The organism is Corynebacterium sp. 51B (assembly GCF_008930785.1).
In the GTDB taxonomy this organism is placed as follows: domain Bacteria; phylum Actinomycetota; class Actinomycetes; order Mycobacteriales; family Mycobacteriaceae; genus Corynebacterium; species Corynebacterium megadyptis.
This window is the reverse complement of record NZ_PQMK01000007.1, coordinates 18901-37917: the sequence shown is the minus strand read 5'-3', so window position 1 is coordinate 37917 and position 19017 is coordinate 18901. Positions and strand designations below refer to the sequence as shown.

The 19017-nt window shown below is 64.9% G+C and carries 13 protein-coding genes; 10 read left to right on the top strand and 3 right to left on the bottom strand.

Annotated features, from left to right (window positions below; translation table 11 throughout):
* Positions 1-34: 34 nt before the first annotated feature.
* On the top strand, positions 35-505 hold the full coding sequence (locus GBB14_RS08820; RefSeq protein ID WP_192796193.1) for a hypothetical protein: 471 nt from the start codon (positions 35-37) through the stop codon (positions 503-505).
* A gap of 36 nt (positions 506-541) precedes the next feature.
* Here GBB14_RS08820 and GBB14_RS08815 read toward each other — a convergent pair whose 3' ends face one another.
* Positions 542-1837 carry a hypothetical protein gene (locus tag GBB14_RS08815; protein WP_151529465.1) on the bottom strand — a complete coding sequence of 432 codons (1296 nt, stop codon included), beginning with the start codon at positions 1835-1837 and terminating at the stop codon, positions 542-544.
* A 23-nt stretch (positions 1838-1860) separates the two neighbouring features.
* On the bottom strand, positions 1861-3168 hold the full coding sequence (locus tag GBB14_RS08810) for a DEAD/DEAH box helicase (RefSeq protein WP_151529603.1): 1308 nt from the start codon (positions 3166-3168) through the stop codon (positions 1861-1863).
* Positions 3169-3590: 422 nt separating this feature from the next.
* Between GBB14_RS08810 and GBB14_RS08805 the strand changes: the two genes are divergently transcribed.
* The 9 genes from GBB14_RS08805 (at position 3591) to GBB14_RS08765 (ending at position 18001) form a co-directional block, all read left to right on the top strand.
* Complete coding sequence (locus GBB14_RS08805) at positions 3591-3818, top strand: DUF3107 domain-containing protein (RefSeq protein WP_151529464.1); 228 nt, start codon at positions 3591-3593, stop codon at positions 3816-3818.
* A gap of 239 nt (positions 3819-4057) precedes the next feature.
* The gene (locus GBB14_RS08800) at positions 4058-4915 is read left to right on the top strand and encodes a DUF3152 domain-containing protein (protein WP_151529463.1); all 858 of its coding nucleotides are present in this window, start codon (positions 4058-4060) and stop codon (positions 4913-4915) included.
* A 5-nt stretch (positions 4916-4920) separates the two neighbouring features.
* A complete protein-coding gene (locus GBB14_RS08795) occupies positions 4921-6138 on the top strand; it encodes a HesA/MoeB/ThiF family protein (RefSeq protein WP_225976676.1) in 1218 nt (405 codons plus the stop codon).
* 82 nt (positions 6139-6220) lie between these two features.
* Positions 6221-7120 (top strand): TIGR02569 family protein, encoded by a 900-nt coding sequence (locus tag GBB14_RS08790; RefSeq protein WP_151529461.1) that lies wholly within the window; start codon positions 6221-6223, stop codon positions 7118-7120.
* Between the two features lie 95 nt (positions 7121-7215).
* Positions 7216-10392 (top strand): ATP-dependent DNA helicase, encoded by a 3177-nt coding sequence (locus GBB14_RS08785; RefSeq protein WP_192796192.1) that lies wholly within the window; start codon positions 7216-7218, stop codon positions 10390-10392.
* Positions 10385-13843 carry an ATP-dependent helicase gene (locus GBB14_RS08780; RefSeq protein WP_151529459.1) on the top strand — a complete coding sequence of 1153 codons (3459 nt, stop codon included), beginning with the start codon at positions 10385-10387 and terminating at the stop codon, positions 13841-13843. The genes GBB14_RS08785 and GBB14_RS08780 overlap by 8 nt, the downstream gene beginning before the upstream one ends.
* 73 nt (positions 13844-13916) lie before the next feature.
* Positions 13917-15038 (top strand): TrkA family potassium uptake protein, encoded by a 1122-nt coding sequence (locus GBB14_RS08775; protein ID WP_151529602.1) that lies wholly within the window; start codon positions 13917-13919, stop codon positions 15036-15038.
* Between the two features lie 3 nt (positions 15039-15041).
* Positions 15042-15872, top strand: a complete 831-nt coding sequence (locus GBB14_RS08770; RefSeq protein WP_225976677.1) for an NAD(+) diphosphatase — start codon at positions 15042-15044, stop codon at positions 15870-15872.
* Between the two features lie 20 nt (positions 15873-15892).
* Positions 15893-18001 (top strand): ATP-dependent DNA helicase UvrD2, encoded by a 2109-nt coding sequence (locus tag GBB14_RS08765; protein WP_151529458.1) that lies wholly within the window; start codon positions 15893-15895, stop codon positions 17999-18001.
* On the opposite strand, the gene GBB14_RS08760 is transcribed toward GBB14_RS08765, so the two are convergent.
* Entirely contained in the window at positions 17998-18915 is a 918-nt protein-coding gene (locus GBB14_RS08760) for a TOMM precursor leader peptide-binding protein (RefSeq protein ID WP_151529457.1), read from the bottom strand. The genes GBB14_RS08765 and GBB14_RS08760 overlap by 4 nt on opposite strands.
* Positions 18916-19017 lie beyond the last annotated feature (102 nt).

Sequence of the window (19017 nt, the reverse complement as noted above, 5' to 3'; positions counted from 1 at the left end):
GCGCAGCCACCGGCATTGTATAGACTCATGTTCTGTGAGCAGAGCAGAAAAATCCCGCCGCAGCCCCGAGTCCACGCAGCCTGCAGAGCAGGCCGCATCCGCCGTTCCCGCCCCCATTCGCTGGGCGGCGATACTCGGCGGGGTAGAGGGGCTCCTCGGTATCGCGTATGGCATCTTTCTCATGGCCCGTGACCTGCTGGGATATCGCGATGCCTCCGCCGTTTTCGAAGATGAGCTGCGCGCCGATCTGCTCGGCTTCGGCACCGGCGTGGTCTTTCTCATCTTCTTCGGCACGGTCTGTGTGGCCGCATTCTTCCTCGCCCGCGGCAAGCGCTGGGGTCGTGCGCCCGTGCTCATGCTCAACATGCTGCTTATTCCCATTGCCTTCTATATTCACAGCGCCGGGCACACCCCCTCGGCCATTGCGGTGGGCATTGTGGGCCTGCTCGGTTTGGGCCTGCTCTTCAACGGGGTCGCCGTGCGCTGGGCGGCAGCGCAGTACTAGTCGGGAATATGCCTGCAGGGTGGCGTCGATAAGCGATTATCGACGCCACCCTGTGATCGTTGAGCCCTGTTGGGCGATGATCGTGTCCCCAGAAAGGCGCAGGTTAATCGGGGTGGAATCGGCGCCATCGTCGATGGAGGCCCGGACATGGTCGATCCGCTTGCCCCGGTGCCACTCGGCGAGGGCGAGACCATCACGGACGGGATAGGCCACGGCATCGGTGCCCATCGCCACCCCAGAGCCGATGGCATCGGAGAAGATGTGTTCCACTGCGAGGGTCGTGGGGTGGAAGAGGATGAGGCCGCGATCGGTGTAGACCGTGATGTGGTGGGGAAGATCGGCGTGAATGACAGTGCGCGGATCGAATAGCGGCGCCACGCCGCGCTCACTTAAGACCTCGCCATCGACGCCATAGGAGACAATACGGCCCTGGACGCGCAGGTCTTGGGGCGGGTAGTACACCGCGGCGGCGTCCTCAGCGACAGCTAGAAGCTGGGCGTCCGGCTGCTCGAGCTCGATGGTTGTCTCCGGCTCCGGCTTGCGGGAATCCTCGGGGTTGCGGTCGAAAAAGTGCAGCCGAGCCAGAGGGGCGCCGCTGTTATTGCCGGCCTGATCAGGAGCGCAGATATCGATGAGGGCTAGGGTGCTCAGCCGAGTCAAAGCGGAGCCAATGCGGCAATAATCGCGGCCCAGCTGTTCGCGCTCCTGCGGGGCGGGATCCTTACCCACTTGGATGGTGCGCACCAGATCCGAGCGCCACAGCACCACTAACTCATCGTTGTACACCCCCGCGGCATCATTGGAGCGCAGCGAGTGCACGGGCTCTTCGGTGAGCACCGCGCGGGTGCTCTTATAGCGGCCGGTATCGGCATCGATGGCGGTGGTTTCACCGCAGCCGAAGCCCGTGGAGAAGGACACCATCACCTGCGAAAAAGCCAAAGATAGTGCGCAGACGGTGGCATCGCTGCGCTCATAGGACCAGCGCTCGGTCTCGGTGGCGGGGTCGAAGGCGAACACGCGGTGGTCCTCCGTGGCGATCACCAAGCCATCGATCACATAGGTATCCCGCTGCTGCAGCGGGGACTCAGCGGTGAGTGTCCACTGTTTATGCATGGACTCTGGGAAGGAGGTGACCACACTCGGCACCTGCGGGGGCTGCTCCTCTGGGCCGATGGAGCTGCGCAGATGCGCGTGGCGGGCGGGGGCGCTGATATATGTGAGCACACAGATGAGCGCCACCAGTAGCGCGAGCACAGCCCAGCCCGCAGCGGGGGTGAGGCGGCGCCGAGCAGGGGTGGCAGCACCAGCCGCACCGCTATCGCGTGAACTCATGAGGCTGAAGGATACCGCACTTTCTAGTTACGGCGCCCGCGCCCTCCGCGGCCGCTCTGCTGACCGCGTCCGTGGCTGCGCCCCGCGCCCCGCGGGCGGCTGCCGCGACCACGCAGGCTCGAAGCACCCCCGCCGAAGACGGGGCGGGCATCGCCGATGGAATCGGTAGCGCCCTCGGGAATATCGAGGGCCTCGAAAAGCTCGGGGGAGGTAGAGAACCACTGGGGCGGTTCCGGCTGATCGAGCTTGAGCTCATCATTGATCAGCGCCCACTTGTGCAGCTCATCAAAGCCCACCAGAGTGACGGCCGTTCCGGTGTGGCCAGCGCGGCCGGTGCGGCCAATCCGGTGCACATAGGTCATCGGATCGTCCGGGGTCTGATAGTTGATCACATGGGTGACATCATCGATGTCGATACCGCGGGCGGCCACATCGGTGGCCACCAGGATCGTGATGCGTCCCTCGCGGAAGGCAGTGAGCGAGCGCTCGCGGGCCGACTGGCCCATATCGCCGTGCACCGCCCCCACCGCAAAGCCATGGGCGGCGAGGTTTTCGGCCAAGGTTGCCGAGGAACGCTTCGTGCGGGTGAAAATGATGGTGCGGCCGCGGTCGGGAGCCTGCAGAATGCGGGAAATAATGGCCGTTTTATCCATCTGGTGCGCCTGCATCACCACCTGGCGGGTAGAGGCGTGTGTCTGCGAGGACTCCGCCGACTCGGCCCGAATATGCACCGGCTTGTGCATGAAGCCTCGGGCCAAGGTGATGATAGGGCCGGGCATGGTGGCCGAGAACAACATGGTCTGGTGCGCGTGGGTGAGCATGGCCATGAGCTTTTCAATATCGGGCAAAAAGCCCAGATCGAGCATCTCATCGGCCTCGTCGAGAACCAGGATCGCCACCTCGTTGAGCCGCAGTGCCCCGCGCTGGGCGAGATCAAGAAGCCGTCCCGGGGTGCCCACAACCACGTCCACGCCGCGCTCGAGTGCCGAAATTTGATCCTCATAGGGGGTGCCACCGTAGATCGCCAGTACCCGCACCGGCAGGCGGGCTGCGGCAGTGGCGAGATCCTCACTCACCTGCACCGCCAGCTCGCGGGTGGGGCAGACAATCAGGGCGCGCGGGGTGCCATCGAGCTCCGCGACATCGGCGGCATCAAAGACGCGATCGAGAAGCGGCACGCCGAAACCGAGGGTCTTGCCCATGCCGGTGCGGGCCTGGCCGATGATATCGGCGCCATCAAGCGCTAAGGGCAGCGTGAGCTCCTGAATGGCAAAGGTGTGGGTGATGCCCTTTTCTGCCAGGGCCTCCACGATCTCCACGGCGACGCCCAGCTCCGCGAAGGTCGGCGTGGTGGCATCCTCCGTGGCGGCTGTACTGCGGGAAGGTGGCGTCGCAGCGGCCGCGGCGGCGGCCTCTGTAGCGGCAGGAGGAGCAGTCGCCGCAGCCTTCTCGGAAGGTGCCGGTGCGGCCTCAGCTACCTGCTGGCGCGTGGTGTGGCGACGCACTCGGCGGCGGGAACGCCTCGAACCGGCAGAGCGAGGCTGATCGTGGGCGGTGGAAGATCCTTGGTCAGACACATCTATAGATACTAACTGTCCTGCCACTAGTATTGGAGACTACCTCAGTGCACGGTGGCAGAGAACTACTATCCTCACTGTGCATATGAGACGATAACCGTTCATTCATACGCACCGGCGCGGTAGCCTAGGCAGGTGCCGCGCCATCGTCACAGACATGGAAAGAGGGCATCTTTATGGACATCAAAATTGGTTTCAATGACAGCCCACGCGAGCTTGTTATCTCCTCCGATCGCGCCCAGGATGAGGTGCTCGCGCAGGTGCAGCAGGCACTCGCCAGCGCAGAGCCGACCTCTGTGACTCTGGATGATGACAAGGGCCGCAAGTATGTGGTCCGTAGTAGCTCTATCGCCTATGTGGAATTCGGTTCCGCACACGCTCATCCAGTGGGCTTTATCAACTAACGCAGCCGTTAGGCGCAGCGCGCAGGATTACGAGGCAGAAGGAGTAGCGAGTCATCGACGAGAGAAGACATCTACGCGGCCAGGACGGGGAGGACCGCCCCGACCGCTATAACGCGTGGAATAGCGACGATGACATCGCTGCCCCGCGCCACCACAGGCCGGAGCCGGAACCGTCGCCGGGACGGCATGAAGCAGCGGGGGAGCGTCGAGAAGCAGAAGAGTCCACGGACTCCTTCTTCGTGCGTTTCGCCCGCGACTATGGCTGGCGGGCCTATGCCATTCCGGTGCTGGCGATCATCACCGTGTGGGTGCTCGTCGATATCATCCATCAGCCCGCCGCTACCACACCTCCCACCGCCTCCTCCGTCCCGCCGGCAGCCACGAGCACAGGTCGCGACGAGGGGCGACCGCCGGTGCCTAATCCCGCGGATCTGACGTTTCTGACCGAGGGCGGTCAGCTGCCCGAAGGCGGGCCCTATACCGAAGACGGTCGCGGCACCTACCGCACGGTGGGCGCACCTGGCGCCGAAGCTGGGGCGGGCCGCCCGCGCACCTTCACCTATGTGATCGAAGTGGAAGAGGGGCTCAACCCCGCCCACTATGGCGGCGACGATGGCTTTGCCGCGATGGTGGATGCCACCCTGACCAATCCGAAGGGCTGGACCGCCGATCCCGAGTTTGGCTTCAAGCGCATCGACAATCCGGACAAGGCGGATCTACGCATCCAGCTGAGCAGTGTGAACACCACGCACAAGAGTTGCGGCGCCAACTTGGGCATGGAGACCTCCTGCTTTACCTCCGACGGCAATCGCGTGGTGCTCAACGAATCCCGTTGGGTGCGTGGAGCCCGGCCTTTCGCTGGTGATCTCGGCGCCTATCGCCAATACCTCATCAACCACGAGGTAGGACACGGTATCGGCTATGCGCAGCATGTGCCCTGCGGCCGCGATGGCGCCCTCGCGCCGATCATGATGCAGCAGACCCTCAGCCTCTCCAATTCGGAGCTGAACAAGATCGACCCCAACGAGATCTACCCCGACGATAACGCCACCTGCAGCTATAACGCGTGGCCCTATCCGAACGGCAAGAAGGAATAAATCCGGTGACTCTCACACCGCGGCCGCTGCCCACTGGGGCGACGGCACGTTATGCCCGCCATCTCTCCCTGCCCGGAATCGGGCTGCAGGGGCAGCAGAAACTCTACGGAGCCTCGGTGTTGGCTATTGGTGCCGGCGGGCTCGGTAGCCCGGTGATTGAATACTTAGCCGCGGCCGGGGTGGGGTGTCTGGGCATTATCGACGCCGACGCGGTGGACCTCTCTAACCTGCAGCGTCAGGTGGTGCACCGCACCAGCGATATCGGCACCCCGAAGGTGCAGTCCGCGGCGCGCTTTGCCCGCGAGCTCAACCCCGAGGTGGAGGTGCGCACCCACCACTGCGCACTCACGGCCACTAATGCCCGAGAGATCCTCAGTGAATACGACATTGTGGTGGATGGCTCCGATAACTTCGCTACCCGCTATCTGGTGGCCGATCACTGTGCCGAGCAGTCTATCCCGCTGGTGTGGGGCAGCATCCAGCAATTCGGCGGCCAGCTATCTGTCTTCGCCGAGGGCTATACCCTGCGCGATATTTTCCCCACCCCGCCGCCGCCCGGCAGCGCCCCCAACTGCGCCGAGGCCGGCGTCTTTGGCGTGCTGCCCGGGGTGATCGGCACCATGATGGCCACCGAGGTAATCAAGCTCATCACCGGATTCGGTACCCCGCTCATCGGCCGCCTCGCCACCTGGGATGCGGCGAATAATAACTTCAAAACCTTCTCCTTTTCCCCGCACCCGGAATCGGCGGCGCGGCGGCACCGCCCCGTGGTCGAGGCATGCGAGTGGGGAGACGGCCCAGCAGCGACGACAGCTGATGCTGCTGCGGTGGATGCGGCCACCCGCGATAGCACCGATGCTGAGGAAGGACACAGGACGGATTCCCAGAATACACCCCGCGACGCCGATGCCCCCAAGGAGCCGGAACACCGCTCGATGGAGGAGCTGCCCGCCCTGCTCGAGGAGGGCATGATCTCGGTGGATGTGCGCGAACCCATCGAATGGGAAGGGGGAGTGCTGGGCGAGAGCCTGCTCGCCCCGCTCTCGCGGCTGCGCGCCGGGGACCTCGGCCAGGTCGCCGAGCTGGATCGCGCCCAGCCGGTGGCGCTGTACTGCAAAGCGGGAGTCCGCTCCGAAGAGGCCGCCCGGATCCTGCTGGCCCATGGTTTCGAGCGCGTCATCACCCTCGATGGGGGCATCATGTACTGGTGGATGAACCAGTAGAAGGCGCAGCTGGGAACGCAATCTCGCCCACGGCCGTGGTGTGCGCGCCGGGCTGGTGGGGTGCAACGCTAATCTAGGGGCTATGACTGACACCACCGACTCGACACCCGTGGGCTCGGTACCGGGGCACGTTTTTGAGGCTTTCCGAGTGCCCACCCATCACATCGCCGCAGCAGAGCGACTCGGCGCGGCGTGGGACAACGGCATCAAATGCGGAAACGTGGTGATTTCCCGAGCTCCCTCGGCGTCTTTTGCCGCGTGGTCGGCCAAGCTGCGCGATAGCCTCAGCCCCCGTGGCGTGCGGCTGGTGCGGCCGGTGCGCTCCACCGATGGGCGCGTGGTGATCTCGGGATTCCGGGCGAACGCCTATGTGGTGGGCGAACCAGCGCAGCGGGTCGATGAAACCGTGGGCGCGGCCCTTCTGCTCGCCGACGCTCTCGCCGAGGTGCCGGTGCCCCAGTGGGTGGGCCGCGATATGCAGCAGGTCGACGATGAAGCCAGCATTTTTCAGCTAGCTGATCGTGCCGCGTGGGCAGAACAGCCGGCCGAGTTGTTGGCCCGCGCTTTTGATGGCGATCGCCCCGCACGCGGCCACGAGGTGGAGGCGCTGAGCGCCGCTGCGGAGCTGCATCGGCGGGTGCCCGAGATTCCTCTCGAGGTGCAGTTGGGCCACGCTGACATGCTGGGTACCACCATCTTCTCCGGTAGCCAAGCTCCGATTGTGACCGAGATCGTGCCCGTGGCCCACCCGCATGCTTATACCGCGGCGCTGACGATGGTAGATGGCATCATCGCCGATGCCGTCGATATCGGGGTGCTGGATCGTTTCTCGCATCTGCGTTTTCTCGACGCCCTGGCCGCCCGCGGCGTGCTCTATCGCCTCTATGTACACGCGCTGCACCCAGCGAGCCGCCCCGCACACAGCCGCCGCATTGTGGCGTTGGCCCGCGAACTTGGCGAGCGTCTCGACGCCGACTCTTAGCCCAGATTTCCCGTATGCATTCTTCGAATGTGTGTTCTTATTTGTCGAGGGGCAATTCGCTGTGAGTGTCCACTACCTCTGCAACAATGATGGGCATGAATAGCACCCCGCAGATGGCCCCACCGCCGAACCCTACGGTGAAAGTCACCTACCCCGGTCCGCGAGATACCCCTCGCAGGACGTGGTCTGCGGCCGTGCATGAGCTGGTGCACGCTGAGCTGACAGGAACCGTGAAGCTCATCGGTGCCGCCAACACGGGTGTGAGTTCCGCTCTGAGCGATACGGTGGTGGGCTTGATCAACGCGGGGGTGGATCCGGCGGAGATCGCGCTGATCACCACCGCCAAGGAGACAGCAAGTTATCACCGCAGCGAGCTCTCTTCTCTGCTGGGCGGCCGCGCTGAGGGCTTTGCCTCCGCCGGAACGCTCGTGCGCTCTATTCACTCCCTGGCTTTCGCCATTGTCCGGGCCGCGCGCCAGCGCGATATTGGCACCTCGCCCCGCATGATTACCGGCGCCGAGCAGGATGCCGTGATCCGCGAGCTTCTCGACGGCCACCGCGAGCGCGGCGGAGCCTACTGGCCGGAAGAGCAGCACGAGGCACTCGAGCTCGTCGGATTCGCCCGCGGCCTGCGTGACTTCCTGCTGCGCGCCCAAGAGCGCGGTTTAGGTGCCGCGGACCTCGAGCAGCTCGGCGAGGACTGGAACCGCCCCCTCTGGTCTGCTGCGGGGCAGTTTTTGCGGGAGTATCGCCACACCATGGCGCTGTCTGGCCAGGACTCGCTCAACGCCTCCGAGCTGCTGGCCGAAGCTCACCGCCTCATCATTGATGATGAGCAGCTCGCCCAACAGGTGGCCCGCTCAGCGCGGTATCTGCTGATTGATGACGCACAGAACCTCGACCCCAAGGCAGCTGGGTTGATCGAGGCGCTCACCCCACACACCACGTTCACGGTGCTCGGCGGCAACCCAGAGCACTCCGTGTTCCACTTCCGTGGCGCGGATCCCGACTTCTTCATCGACTACCGCGCCGAGCACACCATCGAGCTGACAGAGCCTCAGGTGCAGGCGCGCTCGCAGTATGTTGTGGCCGCTGATGCCCGCAGCCACCACGACTTCATCGCGGACCGAGTACGTCGCGCCGGGCTGCTCGACTCGGTGGCGTGGCGCGATATCGCAGTGATCGTGCGCAGCTCAGCAGAGATCGGTAGCCTGCAGCGGGCGCTCTTGATCGCCGGTGTCCCGGTGCACGTAGACAACTCGGCGATGGTGCTCAAGGAACAGCGGGTGGTATCCAGCCTGCTTATCGCCGCACGGAGCTTGCTGAGCCGTATCAGCAGCACCGAGCTGAGCGAGCTCATTCTCGGCCCCGTCGGTGGCGCCGATCCGGTCACCTATCGCCGTCTGCTGCGCGGTGTGCGTGCCGCAGAAAAACGCCACGGCGGTAGCCGCCGGGCCATCGAGGTTCTCGAGGATCTCCTGCTTCCCCAGGCCCCGGGCTATACTGCCCCGGAAAACGCCGAGATTCGCGATAGCCTCACCGAGCGGGAAACCCAGATTTTGCAGCGCACCACCGAGGTGCTCGAGGCGGGGCGGGCGGCCTATGAACGCGGCGAGTCCGTTGAGGCGGTGCTATGGGCGTTGTGGGAGGCGACCGGCCTCGCCCAGCACCTGCAGGCGGTCTCGCTTCGCGGCGGAGCGTCCGGCTCCCAGGCGGATCAGGATCTCGACGCCGCCATGGCCTTGTTTGATACCGCGGGCGACTATACCGAGCGTCGCCCCGGGGCCTCCTTTTCCAGCTTCATCTCCTATATCGACAGCCTCGATGTTCCTTCGCTCACCCGTGAGCGGCGCGGCGCCAAAACCGATGCCGTCACCATCCTTACCGCCCACTCGGTCGTGGGCATGCACTTTCGCCTCGTGATCGTTGCAGGGGTTAATGAAGGTGCATGGCCGCAGCTGGGAGAAACGGGCACCCTATTCGGCCAGGAAGAGTTGATCAACCACACAGACGAGGACATCGACCCTGGGGTGTATGTGACCCACACGGCCGAGCGGGAAGCAGAAGAACGCCGTCTGCTCAGCTTGGCCTGCTCCCGAGCGACCGAACAGCTCTACATCATGGCGATCGATGACACGGAGAGCGAAGATGGAACCACCGAGCCCTCTCGTTTCTTCGCTGCGACCCCGGTGAGCATGCGGGTGTATAGCGCCGAGACTGCCGCCAGCACATCCGAGGACGCCGGGGCGGTGCGCGCCATTCATCCGCGTATGCTGTCCACCTCGAGTGTGATCGCGGAACTGCGGCGCACCCTGGAAAATCCGCACGCTCCCGCAGCGGATCGCGAGCATGCCGCATATCATCTCGCGCGGCTAGCGGAGGCCGGCGTGCTGGGGGCCAGCCCGCAGGAGTGGTGGGGCATGCGTGCGGCCTCTACTACTGAGCCTCTGGTGCGTGCTGGGGACACCATCCGTTTATCCCCCTCCGCCATCGAAAAGAGCCTTGATTGCCCCCTCAACGGCACCGTGGCGAAGTTCGCTGACTCCGCCAGTGGCAGCCCCCAAATCACCGGCACGCTCGTGCACGCCTTTGCCGAAGCCATTGATAATGGCGCCGAGGAGAGCGTGGCGCGCGAGTTGGTGGAGCATGCCTTTGCTCAGCAGCTCGATGATGCAGCGTGGAGAGAGGATGCGGAGATCGCTCGGTTTAGCACCATGCTCGATAAAACAGTGTCGTGGATCCACTCTGCTAATGCCGCGACCACCTTGGTGGGTACCGAGCGGCGGGCGTGGGTGCGCGTCGGCCATCTCCCAGACGGCGAGCATGATGTGATGATCTCCGGCCGGCTGGATCGTATCGACCGCAGCGGGGATAGCCTGCGGGTGGTGGATTATAAGTCCTCCGCTCAGGCCATCGCCCAGAAAGATGCCGCCGATCATGCGCAGCTCTCGGCTTATCAAGTGGCCGTAGCGCATGCCCGCCTCGATGCGGAAGGGAATCTCGCCACCCGCGGCCCCGAGGACCCTGAACTCGAGCGGGAGGGAGCCGTGCTGGTTTATCCCGGCACCAGCACCAAGAAGGTCACCACGCGCGAGCAAGCACGGCTCGATGAGGAGCAACTCGCTGCTTTTGAGGACACGCTCATGGCGCTGGCGCGGGAGAAAGCACAGCCGCGGGTGCGGGCTGAGCTCAATGAGAAGCAGTGCACGTATTGCACGTTGAAGGCGGTATGCCCGGCACAGGATCAGGGAAGGAGCATCTTCAATGCCTAAGCAGAACAATCCGCGGCTGTCTCCCCGTGAGCTCTCGGAGCGACTGCAGCAGCCCTATGCACCGACCGAGCAGCAGGCAGCGGTGATCGGTGCGGAACAAGGATCACTGCTGGTGGTGGCGGGCGCCGGCGCCGGTAAAACCGAAACCATGGCCGCGCGCGTGGTCTGGCTGGTGGCTAATGGGCTGGTGCGCCCCGATCAGGTTCTGGGACTCACCTTCACCCGCAAGGCCGCCGGCCAGCTGGAACAGCGCATCCGCCGGAACCTCTCCACCTTGAAAGACACCCTCGGGCTTGCGGTGGATGAGCAGGGCCGCGAGCTCGGCATCGAGCCGAAGGTAGCTACCTACGATTCCTACTGTGGGGATCTTGTGGCCGAGTACGGCCTCTTGCTGCCCATCGAAACATCTGCGCGCCTGATTACCGAGACCGAGCTCTATCAGTACTGCTATGAGGTGGTGCGGGAGCACTCCACCGCGATCGCCAGCGATCCCAGCGTCAGCTCGGCTATCGACTCCACCCTAGCGTTGATGTCCGCACTCGATTCCCACCTTGTCGATCCCGCGGATCTGGAGGAGGCGCAGCGCGACTATATTTCGCTCATCGATGGGCTCGAGACCAGCCCGCGGCAGAAAAAGCAGTACAAGTCGGGGAATGTCGAAAATCTTGTCACGGCGATGACGAAGCGCCAGGACTATCTGCCGCTGGTGCGGGAACTGCGGCGGCGCATGAAGCGCGATAATGTGGCCACCTTTGCACAGAAGCTTTCTGCGGCGGCCCGCATTGCCCAAAGTTATCCCCAGGTGGGCTATCGCGAACGCCGGAAATTCCGGGTGATTATGCTCGATGAGTACCAGGACACCTCCAATGCCCAGCGGGTACTGTTGTCGCATCTTTTTGGCAATACCGACCGCGCGCTGAGCATTACCGCTGTGGGCGATCCCATGCAGGCCATCTATGGCTGGCGTGGTGCCACCTCCACCAATCTGGACCAATTCGCCACAGACTTTCCCCGCATCGCGGAGGATGGCAGCACCTCGCCGGCGCCGAAGAGCCAGCTCACGACCTCGTGGCGCAACCCGAGCAGCGTGCTCGAGCTGGCCAATGCCGTCTCCGCCTCTGTGTTGGAGCGTGATGGGCAGCAGCGCAGCGTCGAAAAGCTCAGTTCTCGGCCACAGGCCGCGGCGGGCGATATCGCCCTGGGATGGTTTCGCACCTATGAGGAGGAAGTGGAGTATGTCGCTGGGCGTCTTGCCGAGCGCTTCCACGATAAGCAGCAGGCGGGAGAGCGCTTCACCGGCGCCGTTCTGGTGCGCAAGAACCACCACATCGCCGCGATGGCGGCAGCCTTGGCCCAGCGCGGTATCCCCTATGAGATCGTTGGCCTCGGCGGGCTACTGGAGGTGCCGGAAGTAGCGGATGTGCTCGCCATCGCCACCATGCTCGTCTCCCCGGAGAACAATGAGGCCGCGGTCCGCGTGCTGTGCGGCCCGCTGGTGAATCTGGGGGTGCAGGATCTCAAGGCGCTCCACCGCCGCGCCGAGAATATTGCCGGCCGAGTGAACTCCAGCGGCGAGGTAGAAGAGGATGAACGGCTCGACTCGCCCGATCCGCTGGAGCGCCTCCGCGCCGCCATCGACCAAGCGCTCAGCGATGAACCCGATGCCCATGTGGGGCTTGTCGACGCCATCGCGGACCTCGGCGAGCCGGAGCGCTATAGCGAAGAGGGCTACCAACGGCTCGCCGAGCTCGCCTCGAAACTGCGCTACCTGCGCTCCTATTCACTCTCCAAACCGCTAACGGACATTATCGCCGATATCGAGCGGGTATTTTCCATCCGTACCGAAGCGCTCGTGCGCCGCGATCCGAATAGCGATGGCAGCGCCGGGGTGGCGCATCTGAACCAGCTCGCCGAGAAGGTGGCCGAGTTTAGCCGCACGCCCGGGGCCTCTTTGCAGTCCATGCTGAGCTACTTTGAGCTGGCGAAGGAGCACGAGCGCGGTTTCGACCGCGCCGAGATCGCCGCCCACAGCGACCGCGTGCAGCTGCTCACCGTGCACAAAGCCAAGGGCTTGGAATGGGATACCGTCGCGGTGCTGCACTGCGATAACAGCACCTACAACGATGGGGAAACCAGGCAGAAAAGGTTTGATAACTGGCTCAACTCGGTAGGGGAGCTTCCCCCCGTGCTGCGCGGCGATGCCGTGATTACCGATATCGCCGGGGTGGAGAACCCCAATGGCGTGCCGGTGCTGGACCTCGAGGGAGTCACCACCCAGAACGAGGCGGACGCGGCGATCACCGAACACCGCGATGAATTATGGCGGGGCTATCTCGATGAGGTGGTGCGCCTGTTCTATGTGGCCATTACCCGCACCGAAAACACGCTGATCGTCACCGGGGCGGCGCATGCCGATCCGGCGAGCAGGGAGACCACGCCCTTCGAGCATTTCACGGCGCTAAAAGAACTCGCCCCCGAGTCTGTGGTGCACTGGTACGACAGCGCTGAGAGCGAGGAGCCGGATCCTGCCGCCGCCACCGCCGAAGAGAGCACCACCCTAGCGGCCGAGGCGACGGATCTGCGCTTCCCGCGGCTGTGGAAGGAAGAAAAGGCCCAGGCGCTGGCGCTCAACCATGGCATCGCCAGCTATAGCGAGGACATTCTCGATGCGGCGGCCACGGCCGTGGAGGCGGCCCGCCACCGCCGCTGGGAGGATCTTCCCGCCAACTCCAGTGAGCTCAGCCAGTTGTGGCAGCAGGAGGTGGAGGCGCTCATCGCCGAACATGAGGCCGCCGCTCGGCCGGTGGTGGAGGTAGAGCTCAGCCATGAGCTCTCCACCTCTGATCTGGTGTCGTTGAAGTCCAGCCCCGCGGATTTCGCCCGCCGCCAGCACCGCCCGGTGCCCTTCAAACCCAATGCCTATGCCAAGCGGGGCACGGCGCTGCACCAGTGGATCGAGGATCGCTTCGGCGCCACCTCGCTGCTCGATGATGAGCAACTGCCCGGGACGGGGGAGGAAATCAATCCCCAGGGCGCGGAGCTCGAGCAGTTGAAGGAGAAATTCCTCGCCAGCGAGTGGGCGGAGCGCACCCCCACCTATGTGGAATACCCCTTCGAGATCTCACTCGGCGGCAGCATGGTGCGCGGGCGCATCGACGCCATCTTCCACTTCGGTACGGACGAGGAGTCCGGCTGGTGTGTGGTGGACTGGAAGACAGGCCGCCCGCCCACAGGCGCGGACATGCAGGCAGCGCAGATCCAGCTGGCCGTGTACCGGCTGGCCTGGGCGCGGCTGCTGTCGCGGCGATATGGTCGAGAGATCGATCCGGACTCGGTGCGTGCAGCCTTCCACTACATCGCCTACGATCACACTCTCGAACCGAGTAAGCTACCCGATGAGAATGAGCTCGCCGCGCTGGTGCACACTGACGGTATCGGCACGACAGACTGAGCGTGTGCAGCCGGCGAGTGCCCACCACTGATGACCCCCGCAACCAAGCAGCAAGGATATAGCCGTGGCGAGAATGCGTAAAAGGTTCGGATCCCGAGCCCGCGCGAGGCAACCCGTGGTACGCCGCCCGACCGAGCTGGATGATCTGCCGGACTATGCGCTGCTGAATATCATCCGCATCCCGGAGGACAGGCGCTCCTCGCCGTGGCTGCTCATTGCCCGCCGCGTGGTGTATGCCATCGTGCTCATCCTCACGGTGACGGTGATCGTGTACTTCGATAGCGGCGGCTACACCGAGCCGCTGTCCTTTCTCGATGCGCTGTACTACTCGGTGGTGTCGCTCTCTACCACCGGCTACGGTGATATCGCCCCAGTGACCGACCGGGCCCGCCTCCTCAACGTCATTGTGGTCACCCCGCTGCGTATCGCCTTCCTGATCCTCTTGGTGGGCACGACGCTGGCGGTGCTCACCGAGGAATCCCGCCGCACCCTACAAATCCAACGATGGAGGAAGCGCTTGCGCAATCACACAGTGGTCATCGGCTACGGCACCAAGGGACGCTCCGCAGTCACCGCGCTGCTGGCCGATGGTGTGCCGCCCGGACAGATCGTGGTGGTTGATACCAACCGCCAAGCACTCGAGCGCGCCTCGGGGCACAACCTCGTGACGGTCCAAGGCAACGCCACGAAATCCGATGTGCTCAAGCTGGCCGGAGTTTCCCGTGCCCGGGCCGTGGTGGTGGCACCCAATCAAGACGATGCCGCGGTGCTCATCACCCTCTCGGTGCGTGAAATCGCCCCCTCGGCGATGATCGTGGCGTCGGTACGCGAGTCCGAAAACCTGCACCTCGTGGAGCAATCCGGCGCTGATTCGGTGGTGATCTCCTCCGAGACCGCCGGCCGCATGCTGGGCTTGGCTACCGTCACCCCGCCCGTGGTGGAGATGATGGAAGATCTCCTCTCCCCGGGCGAAGGCTTTTCCATCGCCGAGCGCATGGTCAAAGAAGACGAGGTGGGCGCCAACCCCCGCCACCTCGCCGATATTGTGCTGGGCGTGGTGCGCTCCGGCAAGCTCTACCGCATCGACGCCCAAGAGGCGGAATCCGTCGAACCGGGCGACCGGCTGCTCTATGTGCGCCGCGTGCTTTCCGCCGATATCCCCGATACCGAGCCGCCGCGCGGAGAAAGCACCTAACCCGTGCCGGATCAGTCTGCCGATCGCTACCTTCTCGTTGGCCCGCACCACACCATCGCGGCACAGCTCGGCCGCGCCGAGCTGCGCCGCTGCGGTATCAGTGCCGAGGCGATGCGACAGCGAGTGAGCGTCGATAAGCACCGCCAGCTCTATGCCGTGCAGGCCGATGCCGCCGCTCTTGAGCGCGCCGCAGCAGCGGGAGCTACGCTGTGCGGCCCCGGTGATCCCGAGTTCTGGGAGGGCTCGATCGCCGGAGAAGGGGAGCTGCTGCGCGCCCTTGCTCTGGTGAAGTCCAAAGCCAGCACTCACTTTCACCCCGCCGATGGCTCCGCCTTGGACTATGCCGCCGACTCCGCCCGGGCGCGGGGGAGTAGTGGCTGGGTGTTTCCGCGCATCGACCCTGCCGTGATCGGCGTGGTGGAGCTGCAGGACCAGCACCGCATCCTCGTCGGGCGCAATGCGCAGCGCTCGCAGTATTTTTCGCTCATCGCCGGCTATGTGGAACCGGGCGAGTCGATCGAGGCCGCCTTCGTTCGGGAGGTGCTGGAGGAAACCGGCCGGCGTCTCGGCGAGGTGCGCTATGTGTCCAGCCAGCCCTGGCCGCTCTCGGGCTCGCTGATGCTGGGCATGTACGGCACCACCGCTGATGGGGAGGCCCACTGCGCCACCGATAATGAGCTGCGTGAGACCCGCTGGGTGAGCGCGAGCGATATTCGCGAGCAGCGCTTCCCGCAGCCGCGTGTGGGCTCGATTGCGCACAGCATGATGCATGCCTGGGCAGCAGGTAGGCTCTTCGAGGCGCTGCGCGCCTCAACAACCAGAACTCAACCCTAGGGAAGGTGCTTTTCGACGCCATGTTCAGCCTCGATGACCTCGACGAGGACCAGCGCCGTGCCGCCGCGGCGCCCCGCGGCCCCGTGTGCATTCTGGCCGGCGCGGGCACCGGCAAAACCCGCACCATCACCTATCGCATCGCCAATCTCGTGAACGAAGGCATGGTCTCGCCCAACCGGGTGCTGGCGGTCACCTTTACCACCCGTGCCGCGGCGGAGCTGCGGGAGCGGCTGCGCAGCATGGGGGTGGCGGCCGTGCAGGCCCGAACGTTTCACTCCGCCGCCCGTCGCCAGCTGGCCTATTTTTGGCCCTCGATCGCTGGCGATCTGCCGTGGCGGATGCTGGACAATCAATTCGGCGCGGTAGCCCGGGCGGTGCGGGCGGTGGGCCTGGATACCTCCACGGAATCCATCCGCGATGTGCTGGGCGAGATCTCTTGGGCCAAAGCCAGCCTGCTCACCCCCGAGTCCTATCCCGCGGAGGTGGAAAAGACGCTGCGCACCGCCCCAGCGAATCCGGCGAAGATCGCCCAAGCCTATGAGCGCTATGAGCAGCTAAAAAACACCAAGGACGGGGTGCTGCTCGACTTCGATGACCTGCTCATCCACGTCGCTGGGGCGCTGGAGAACGCCCCCGCGGTGGCCGAGGAGTTCCGCGATCAGTACCGCACCTTCGTGGTTGATGAGTACCAGGATGTCACCCCGCTGCAGCAGCGGGTATTGGAGGCGTGGCTCGGGGATCGCAGCGATCTCACCGTGGTGGGCGATGCCAACCAGACCATCTATTCCTTCACCGGCGCCACTCCGCGCTATCTGCTGGATTTCCCGCGCCGCTATCCCCAGGCCACCACCGTGCGCCTGCAACGCGACTATCGCTCCACCCCAGAGATCACCTCCGTGGCCAATAGCGTGATCGCGCGCGCCAGCGGCCGCATCGCCGGCACCCGGCTGAGGCTGGAGGGGTTGCGCCCCTCGGGGCCCGCGCCGAGTTTTCAGTCCTACCCGGATGAATCCGCCGAGGCCCGTGGGGTGGTGGAAAAAATCCAGCAGCTGATGCAGGAGGGAGTACCGCCCTCGGAGATGGCCGTGCTCTTTCGTATTCGCGCCCAGTCGCCCATCTATGAGCAGGCGCTTGCCGACGCCGGCATCCCCTACCAAGTCCAGCAAGGCGAAGGCTTTTATGAGCGGCCGGAGGTGCGCCAAGCGATGGCGCTGCTGGTGCGCGCCGCGCAGAAGTTCAACCGCCAGATTCAGGTGGAGCGCACCGCCGGTGTGGCCGAAGAGGAGCTGCAGCGCATCGGGCCCAGCGGCGTGGAGCTCACAGGCTATGTGCGCGATCTGCTGGCCGATGTGGGCCTCAGCGAGAAGGAACCGGAAGGCGCGAAGCAGCGGGAGCGCTGGCAGTCGCTGAAGGCGCTGGCGGATGTGATCGAGGATCTCGCCTCCTCGCATCCCCACTGGGGATTGCAGGCCGTGATGGATCAGGTGCATCAGCGCGCTGCCGCGAAGCAGGATCCCACCGTGCAGGGCGTCACCCTCGCCACCGTGCATGCCGCCAAGGGCTTGGAATGGGATGCCGTGTTTGTGGTGGGGCTGGTGGAAAAAACCATTCCGATCAGCCACGCCATCAAGGCCGGCAACGAGGCGATCGAGGAGGAACGCCGCCTGTTTTATGTGGGCATTACCCGTGCCCGTGAGCATCTGAGCTGTTCTTGGGCCCTGGCCCGCAAAGAGGGCGGGCGTGCCTCGCGGAAGCGAAGCCGCTTTCTTGATGATGTGGTGCCGGAGGTGGATCTGTCCTCTGTGCCGCCGCGCTCCAAGCGCTCCAAGCGCTGCCGCGTATGCGGCACCACGCTGCTCACCCCGCAGGACAAGGTGGCCGGCCGCCACGAGGACTGCCCCTCAGGGGCGGATGCGGCGATCTTTGAGCGGCTTAAGCAGTGGCGTCGCGCCGAGGCCGAGGAGCTCAACGCCCCCGCCTATATCGTGTTCACCGACGCCACCCTCACCGCGATCGCCGAGGAGATGCCCTCCACCAAAGCCGAGTTGCTGGATATCTCAGGGATCGGGCCGATGAAGGTGGAGCAATTCGGGGAGTCGCTCTTGCAGCTTCTCGACGAGCTGCGCTAGCCCTCACTCACCGTTCTCGCCCGCGGCCGCCGTTGGGAGGCCTCGAAGCACACCGGGCAGATCGGATGGGCCGCCACCGTGTCTTCCTGCACCGCCGTGTGGGTGACCGTCCAGCGGGTGCCGGCGCGCACCAGCTCCGGCTGGCTGCCCTCGTGGATCGCCTGGACGAGGGCCGCGATGACGGCCGCGGTGGCGGTGGTGGTGATGGGGCTGGGCTGAAGTTTGTGCGGGACGCGCTGGGCCACGATATCCGACCATGCGGGATCGGCGTCGCTGCGATAGAGCTCCATGCATAAGGGGCACGGCCCGCGAGTGCCGCGGCGCATCGGGCCGATGCAATAGTGCCCGTCGATCACGTCCACCACAATCAGCGGCTGCTCCTCGGTGATGAGCTGGGTGAGCAGCGGGGCGAGGAAGCGATGCTGGCTGATCTCATCAATCACCAGCACCGGGTGGGTGGGCAGCTGCGCAATATCGTGCACGAAAGGGGCCAGAAAATCTGGGTGCTGCGGCTGGTGCAGGCTCACACCCGTGGCGCTGAGCACGCCCGCCACCTGCGTGGCGAGGGGAGAACGCCCGATGAGGCTCGCGGTACGGCCGCTGTCGGGGCAGGCTTCGAGGATGCGGTGCTGGAGGAGATCGTCGATAAGCGAACGCGCCGCACTGCCGGCCATACCGGCCTCTTCGAGCCAGGTGCTGAGTTGGGTGCGCGGTGTTGCCCGATGGACGCGGCGGAAGCAGCGGGCAATGGCGGCGCCCATGACGGGGCTGAATTCGTCGATGACCACCGCGGTCTGCGGGTTTTGCCCGAATTGCAGTGCCCCGCAGGGGCGGATGAACACAGAAATGCCCTCGCGCAGGCGCACGATGGCGCGTGGTGCTGCGGTGTCGTGATGCTCCGCTGGTGCTTGCATAAGACGTTCCCCCCGAAACCCCGTTCTGCACTGGCTGCGGCCGCGGCCGCCGTGTCTGGGGATAGTTCTACTACACTCACCCGCCCCGCGCAGCCGAGCGGA

Excerpts from the sequence above, each read along its gene's own strand:
- GBB14_RS08815 (WP_151529465.1), bottom strand. The coding sequence starts at position 1,837 with ATGAGTTCACGCGATAGCGGTGCGGCTGGTGCTGCCACCCCTGCTCGG.
- GBB14_RS08805 (WP_151529464.1), top strand. The coding sequence starts at position 3,591 with ATGGACATCAAAATTGGTTTCAATGACAGCCCACGCGAGCTTGTTATC.
- GBB14_RS08790 (WP_151529461.1), top strand. The coding sequence starts at position 6,221 with ATGACTGACACCACCGACTCGACACCCGTGGGCTCGGTACCGGGGCAC.
- GBB14_RS08785 (WP_192796192.1), top strand. The coding sequence starts at position 7,216 with ATGAATAGCACCCCGCAGATGGCCCCACCGCCGAACCCTACGGTGAAA.
- GBB14_RS08780 (WP_151529459.1), top strand. The coding sequence starts at position 10,385 with ATGCCTAAGCAGAACAATCCGCGGCTGTCTCCCCGTGAGCTCTCGGAG.
- GBB14_RS08775 (WP_151529602.1), top strand. The coding sequence starts at position 13,917 with ATGCGTAAAAGGTTCGGATCCCGAGCCCGCGCGAGGCAACCCGTGGTA.
- GBB14_RS08765 (WP_151529458.1), top strand. The coding sequence starts at position 15,893 with ATGTTCAGCCTCGATGACCTCGACGAGGACCAGCGCCGTGCCGCCGCG.
- GBB14_RS08760 (WP_151529457.1), bottom strand. The coding sequence starts at position 18,915 with ATGCAAGCACCAGCGGAGCATCACGACACCGCAGCACCACGCGCCATC.